Annotated in this window: 6 protein-coding genes and 1 tRNA gene; 6 read left to right on the top strand and 1 reads right to left on the bottom strand. The window is 69.2% G+C overall.

The window, feature by feature from the left end; genetic code table 11:
* Positions 1-213: 213 nt before the first annotated feature.
* From C1I99_RS27565 to C1I99_RS27540, 6 genes are all read left to right on the top strand, one after another.
* Positions 214-287 (top strand) — tRNA-Pro (locus C1I99_RS27565).
* Between the two features lie 138 nt (positions 288-425).
* Positions 426-1,772, top strand: a complete 1,347-nt coding sequence (gene tig, locus C1I99_RS27560; RefSeq protein WP_111137129.1) for a trigger factor — start codon at positions 426-428, stop codon at positions 1,770-1,772.
* A 170-nt stretch (positions 1,773-1,942) separates the two neighbouring features.
* Positions 1,943-2,584 carry a ClpP family protease gene (locus C1I99_RS27555; RefSeq protein ID WP_111137128.1) on the top strand — a complete coding sequence of 214 codons (642 nt, stop codon included), beginning with the start codon at positions 1,943-1,945 and terminating at the stop codon, positions 2,582-2,584.
* A gap of 10 nt (positions 2,585-2,594) precedes the next feature.
* Entirely contained in the window at positions 2,595-3,257 is a 663-nt protein-coding gene (locus tag C1I99_RS27550) for an ATP-dependent Clp protease proteolytic subunit (RefSeq protein ID WP_111137127.1), read from the top strand.
* A gap of 209 nt (positions 3,258-3,466) precedes the next feature.
* A complete protein-coding gene (clpX, locus tag C1I99_RS27545; protein WP_091651797.1) occupies positions 3,467-4,762 on the top strand; it encodes an ATP-dependent Clp protease ATP-binding subunit ClpX in 1,296 nt (431 codons plus the stop codon).
* Between the two features lie 222 nt (positions 4,763-4,984).
* A complete protein-coding gene (locus C1I99_RS27540) occupies positions 4,985-5,782 on the top strand; it encodes a carbon-nitrogen hydrolase family protein (RefSeq protein WP_111137126.1) in 798 nt (265 codons plus the stop codon).
* A gap of 6 nt (positions 5,783-5,788) precedes the next feature.
* Here C1I99_RS27540 and C1I99_RS27535 read toward each other — a convergent pair whose 3' ends face one another.
* Positions 5,789-6,016, bottom strand: a complete 228-nt coding sequence (locus C1I99_RS27535) for a hypothetical protein (RefSeq protein ID WP_111137125.1) — start codon at positions 6,014-6,016, stop codon at positions 5,789-5,791.
* Positions 6,017-6,807 lie beyond the last annotated feature (791 nt).

The raw sequence follows: 6,807 nt of genomic DNA, 5'->3' as shown, positions 1-6,807 counted from the left end.
AAGAGACAGCCCAGGGCCTGCGCCCGCAGCGCGGGCCACGGCCGCGGTCCGCGGTCCGCCGCTCGCGACCCGCGTCCGCCGCCGGCCGCCCGCCCTCCGGGCGTCGAGGCGCCCTGGCGGCAGGCGGTGGGTGTCCGGTTGGGGCGCGATCGGCGGGTTGGGGGACGCCGCGACACGTCGCGTGGGCACGACGGCTTACACTTCTCGTCGCCACGGGGTGTGGCGCAGCTTGGTAGCGCACTCGCTTTGGGAGCGAGGGGCCGTGGGTTCAAATCCCGCCACCCCGACTGTCGTCCGCGGCCGGTCCGCCGGGGCCGCCCTTCGCGCGGTCCGCGGGCGCTGCCGGCCGGTCCGGCCGGCTCGCCTACACTCGATGGGCCAATCACGCCCAGACTCAAACCCGAGATCCGTCAAGGAGTACGCCTGTGAAGAGCACCGTCGAGACTCTGAGCCCGACGCGCGTGCGGCTCGCCATCGAGGTGCCGTTCGTCGAGCTCGAGCCGAGCCTCAAGAAGGCGTACCGGGAGATCGGCCAGCAGGTCCAGGTGCCCGGCTTCCGCCGGGGCAAGGTGCCGGCCGCCGTGATCGACCAGCGGGTGGGCCGGGGCACTGTCCTCAACGAGGCGGTGCAGGAGGCCATCCCGCAGAACATCCTCGCCGCGGTGCGTGAGCACGACCTGAAGACGCTCGGCCGCCCTGAGGTGGAGATCACCGAGTTCACCGACGGTGACTCGCTCAACTTCACCGCCGAGGTCGACGTCCGCCCGGAGATCACCGTGCCCGACCTGGCCACCATTGAGGTGACTGTGGACGAGCTCCAGGTCGACGACAGTGAGATCGACGAGCAGGTGAAGAGCCTGCGTGAGCGTTTCGCCACCCTGAAGACCGTCGAGCGGGCCGCCCAGGAGGGCGACTACGTCCAGATCGATCTGAACGCGACCGTCGACGGCGAGGAGGTGCCGGGCGGCTCGGCGAGCAACATCTCCCACGAGGTCGGCAGCAAGCAGCTCCTGCCGGGCCTGGACGAGGCTCTCGTCGGCCTGGCGGCGGGTGAGAGCACCACCTTCACCACCCAGCTGGTCGGCGGTGACTTCGCCGGCCGGGACGCCGAGGTGGCGGTGACCGTCCGCACGGTCAAGGAGAAGGAGCTGCCGGAGCTCAACGACGAGTTCGCCCAGATGGCGAGCGAGTTCGACACCATCGACGAGCTGCGCGACGACCTGCGTGAGCGGGTCACCCGGGGCAAGCGGGTGGAGCAGATCTACGCCGCCCGGGACAAGGCCCTCGAGCAGCTGGTCGCCGCCGCCGAGGTGCCGGCGCCGGAGGGTGTGGTCCGCGAGGAGGTCGAGAGCCGCAAGCAGGCGATGGTCGACCAGCTGGAGCGGATCGGCGCCTCCCTGGAGGAGTACCTCGCCGCCGAGGAGAAGACCGAGGAGCAGATCGACGCCGAGCTGGCCGAGGCGGCGACCGAGGGCGTCAAGATCCAGCTGCTGCTGGACACGCTCGCCGACGCCGAGGATGTCCAGGTCTCCGACGACGAGTTCGGGCACGAGATCGTCCACCGGGCCCAGCGCGCCGGGATGGCTCCGCAGCAGTACTACGACCAGCTGGTCCGGTCCGGCGCGGCCGGTGCGGTCTACGGCGACGTGCGGCGCGGGAAGGCACTGGCCTCGGTCATGGAGCGCATCAAGATCAAGGATTCGGCCGGCAACGAGGTCAGCCTCGACGCGCTGCGCGCCGCCGGCGAGGCCGAGCACGACCACGAGCACTGACACCTCGGGTGCGGCCGTCGTCCACCGCCATGGGGGACGGCGGCCGAAACCCTTTCCGGGGTACGCCTTCCGCGAGGTGCGCTGATAGCGAACACTGCCCCGACCGGGACTCTGCGGTTCCGCTGAGCGGTTAGTGTCGGGTAGGACGGTACGGAGAGCGAAGGGCTGCCATGACCGACATGCACATCCCACCGAAGCCGCTCCGGGCGATCGATGCCCGAGGTGGCGACAACATTGGCAACCTCGACGACTCGGTCTACAACCGGTTGCTCAAGGAGCGGATCATCTTCCTGGGCAGCGAGGTGACCGACCAGGTCGCCAACCGCATCTGCGCGCAGCTGCTGCTGCTCGCCGCGGAGGACCCGGACCGCGACATCAACCTCTGGATCAACTCGCCGGGTGGCTCGGTCTACTCGGGCATGGCGATCTACGACACCATGCAGTTCATCGACAACGACGTTTCGACGGTGGCGATGGGCATGGCCGCCTCGATGGGTCAGCTGCTGCTCTGCGCGGGCACCAAGGGCAAGCGCTACGCCCTCCCACACGCGCGGATCATGATGCACCAGCCGTCCGGTGGGATGGGCGGCACGGCCGCCGACATCGCCATCCAGGCCGAGCAGATGCTCTACACCAAGCGGATGTTCCAGGAGCGGGTCGCCCACCACACCGGCCAGCCCCCGGCCCAGATCGAGGCGGACTCGGACCGCGACCGTTGGTTCACCGCCCAGGAGGCCGTGGACTACGGCTTCATCGACAAGGTGATCACCGGGGCCGCCCAGGTTCCGGAAGGCGCCGGGACCCTGAGCTGAGGAGCTGACGATGACCGATCTGAGCCTGCCGCCCCAGTTCGCGGCCGTGCACAACCGCTACGTCCTGCCGTCGTTCGTCGAGCGCACGTCGTACGGGGTCAAGGAGTCCAACCCGTACAACAAGCTCTTCGAGGACCGGATCATCTTCCTCGGCGTCCAGGTCGACGACGCGTCGGCCAACGACGTGATGGCGCAGCTGCTGACGCTCGAGGGCACCGACCCGGACCGCGACATCATCATGTACATCAACTCGCCGGGTGGTTCGTTCACGGCCATGACGGCGATCTACGACACCATGCAGTACGTCCGGCCGGACATCCAGACGGTCTGCCTCGGCCAGGCCGCCAGCGCGGCGGCGGTGCTGCTCTCCGCCGGCACGCCGGGCAAGCGGATGGCCCTGCCGAACTCCCGCATCATCATCCACCAGCCGGCCACGGAGGGCGGCTACGGGCAGGGCTCGGACATCGAGATCCAGGCCCGGGAGATCCTGCGGATGCGGACCCAGCTCGAGGAGATGCTCTCCCGGCACTGCAACCAGCCGATCGAGAAGGTTCGCAAGGACATCGATCGCGACAAGATCATGACGGCCGAGGAGGCCCGCGAGTACGGGCTGGTGGACACCATCCTCACCAGCCGCAAGAAGGGCCTGCTGGCCGCCAACGCAGCCAGCTGAGCGATCCAGCTCGGAGGTCGGCCGGGAGTCCGCTCCCGGCCGACCTCTGACACACCCGTTTTGGGGGTCGGAGAAACCTCCGCCAGCGGGTAACGTCGGGTCTGTAGCGCTTCGCTGGTCGACTCGGCGGGGTGAACGGAGACGGACGGGGCACAGCGTCCGCAGGTCATGGCCGGGTTTCCGGCCGGTGAGTGCAGGGAGAAACGTAGGTGGCACGGATCGGTGACGGCGGCGACCTACTCAAGTGCTCCTTCTGCGGCAAGTCGCAGAAGCAGGTCAAGAAACTCATCGCGGGCCCCGGGGTCTACATCTGCGACGAGTGCATCGATCTCTGCAACGAGATCATCGAGGAGGAGCTGGCCGAGTCCGGCGAGGTGAAGTGGGAAGAGCTTCCCAAGCCGATGGAGATCTGCCAGTTCCTCGACAACTACGTCGTCGGGCAGGACCAGGCCAAGAAGGCGCTCGCCGTCGCGGTCTACAACCACTACAAGCGGATCCAGGCCGAGGCGGCCGGCGCGCCGGGCTCGGGCAGCGACGCGGTCGAACTGGCCAAGTCCAACATCCTGCTGATCGGCCCGACCGGGTGCGGTAAGACCCACCTGGCGCAGACCCTGGCCCGGATGCTGAACGTCCCGTTCGCCATCGCCGACGCCACCGCGCTCACCGAGGCCGGCTACGTCGGCGAGGACGTGGAGAACATCCTCCTCAAGCTGATCCAGGCCGCCGACTACGACATCAAGCGCGCTGAGACCGGCATCATCTACATCGACGAGGTCGACAAGATCGCCCGTAAGTCGGAGAATCCGTCGATCACCCGCGATGTCTCCGGCGAGGGCGTCCAGCAGGCGCTGCTCAAGATCCTGGAAGGCACGGTCGCCAACGTGCCGCCGCAGGGGGGCCGCAAGCACCCGCACCAGGAGTTCATCCAGATCGACACCACCAACGTGCTCTTCATCTGCGGTGGTGCCTTCGCCGGGCTCGACCAGATCATCGAGGCCCGCACCGGCCAGGGCGGCACCGGCTTCGGCGCCCGGCTGCGCGCGGTCTCCGAACGCTCGACCGACGACATCTTCGGTCAGGTCATGCCGGAGGACATGCTGAAGTTCGGCCTGATCCCCGAGTTCATCGGCCGCCTCCCGGTGATCACCAACGTGCGCAGCCTCGACCGCCAGGCGCTGGTGCAGATCCTCACCGAGCCGCGCAACGCCCTGGTCCGGCAGTACCAGCGCCTCTTCGAGCTGGACGGCGTCGAGCTGGAGTTCGAGCAGCCGGCCCTGGAGGCGATCGCCGACCAGGCGATGCTGCGCGGCACCGGCGCCCGTGGCCTCCGCGCCATCATGGAGGAGGTCTTGCTCTCCGTGATGTACGAGGTGCCGAGCAACCCCGACGCCGCCCGGGTGCTGATCACCCGCGAGGTGGTCCTGGAAAACGTCAACCCGACGATCGTGCCTCGCGAGTTCACCGGCCGGCGGGCCCGCCGGGACCGCGAGGAGAAGTCCGCCTGACCCGCACCCCGGCCAGTCAGGCCGGCAGTTGGGCACCGCCGCACCGCCGCACCGCCGCACCGCCGCACCGCCGCACCGTGGTGACGCGGTGACGCGGTGACGCGACCGCCCCGCTGGTGGTGTGCCGGAAATCCGGGAAGCGGGGGTGGTCCGCCACCGACCCGGGCGCTCGGCTCGCGTCCGAGCTGTCGCCGGGGGCGCTCCGCCCGTACGCTGATGCCCATGCGCGTCGCCGTCTGCCAGCTCAACGCCCGGGACGACCGCAAGGCGAATCTCACCGCGGCGGAGGCCCTGCTGGACCGCGCGGCCGCCGCCGGCGCGGACCTCGCGGTCCTGCCGGAGTACGTCGACTACCTCGGCCCCGCCGCGGGGCTGCCCGAGCCCGAGCCGGTGGACGGCGAGGTGGGTCAGTTCTTCGCCGCCGTCGCACGCCGCCTGGGCATGTGGGTGATCGCCGGCTCGTTCCACGAGCGCGGCCCGGACCCCACGCACACCTGGAACACCTCGCTCGTCTTTGACCGCACCGGCACGCTCGCCGCCAGCTACCGAAAGATCCATCTGTACGACGTGGAGATCCCCGGCCGGGTGTCGTACCTGGAGTCGGCGACGGTGGCGCCGGGGGACCAGCCGGTGGTGGTCGACGTCGAGGGCCTCCGTGTCGGGTTGTCGATCTGCTACGACCTGCGTTTCCCGGAGCTGTACCGGCAGCTGGCCACCGACGGCGGGGCCCAGCTGCTCGTGGTGCCGGCCGCCTTCATGCTGCACACCGGGCGGGACCACTGGGAGGTGCTGCTGCGCGCGCGGGCGATCGAGAACCAGTGCTTCGTCGCGGCCGCCGGTCAGATCGGCGACCACGAGCCGGGCCGGACCTGCTTCGGGCGCAGCATGGTGGTCGACCCCTGGGGGACGGTGCTCAGCCAGGTGCCGGACGGTCCGGGCTTCGCCGTCGCGGACCTCCACCTGGACCGCCTGCACACCATCCGGGCCGAGCTGCCCAGCCTGGCGAATCGGCGGATCTGACCGGCCCTACCCCTGCAGCAGTACGCCCACCACCGCGAAGCCGGCGATCGCGGCGGCCGTGACCAGCAACGCCGTGGTCATCCGGGACCGCCCTCGGCGGGCCAGCCGGCCTACCGAGACGACGACGACGAAGAGGACGAAGGCGCCGATGACCAGCTGCCAGAACGGCAGCAGCAGTCCGAGCAGCGCGTCGTCGGCGAGCACCGCCGTCGGAGAGCGGGACAGGTCATCCATGCAAGACACTCTGGCACGGCGGAACCGCTTCCGGACCCGGTGTACTGGTCACGGAGTCAGCACAGCTCCCACCAGGCGTGGTCCACGAGGAAATACCGGGGCGAGATCCGGGGTTGTACAGGTCGTGCGCCGCGTTTCCTGGCAAGGGAGCGTGGCGGCGGGGCTGGCCCGTACGGCCGATCCGCCGGCGCCCGCCGGGAACATCCAGGTGACGTGGTGAGTTGACTTATATTGCGCAGGCCCCGACAAGGCGCGGGCGGCTCAGTGAAGCCCCTCGATTTGCCTTCTGCGGGCCGGCCGCGTAACTTTCTCTCTGCACGCGGGAGGCCGGGCAAACCGGCCGAGAACGGGCACCAGGCTCGTGGCGGAGACGCCGAGCGAGGCTGGGGATCGGGCGGTGCGGGGCACTCCGGAAGTCGGGGTTGCGATCGCGAAGCCGACCGGGTAGAGTGCTGAGGCCGGCAGGAGCCGGGCGGATAGCCGCGACGCGGCGATCGGCCGGTCTGCGGCTTTCCACGACAGACACAATCGCCGTACTACGGCGTGCGTCGACGTGGGTCTGGGACGCGCCAAGTTGATCACCTCGGGTTCGAGGTTGACGGCGAGGAGCCGACCGGGTAAGTTGGTGAGGTTGCCCCAGACGGGCTCCCAAGTATGGGATGTTCGGGTGGTGTGTGGTTGTTCTTTGAGAACTCAACAGGGTGCTTGATAAGCCAGTGCCAATTTGTTTGATATCCCTGGCTGGTTGATTCTTCGGGGTCTTCTGGTTTGGGGTTCCTTTGGCAACACTT

The sequence above is a fragment of the Micromonospora deserti genome (genome assembly GCF_003236335.1).
Classification (GTDB): domain Bacteria; phylum Actinomycetota; class Actinomycetes; order Mycobacteriales; family Micromonosporaceae; genus Micromonospora; species Micromonospora deserti.
The sequence above is the reverse complement of the archived record's forward strand: the minus strand, read 5'-3'. Positions and strand labels throughout refer to the sequence as shown.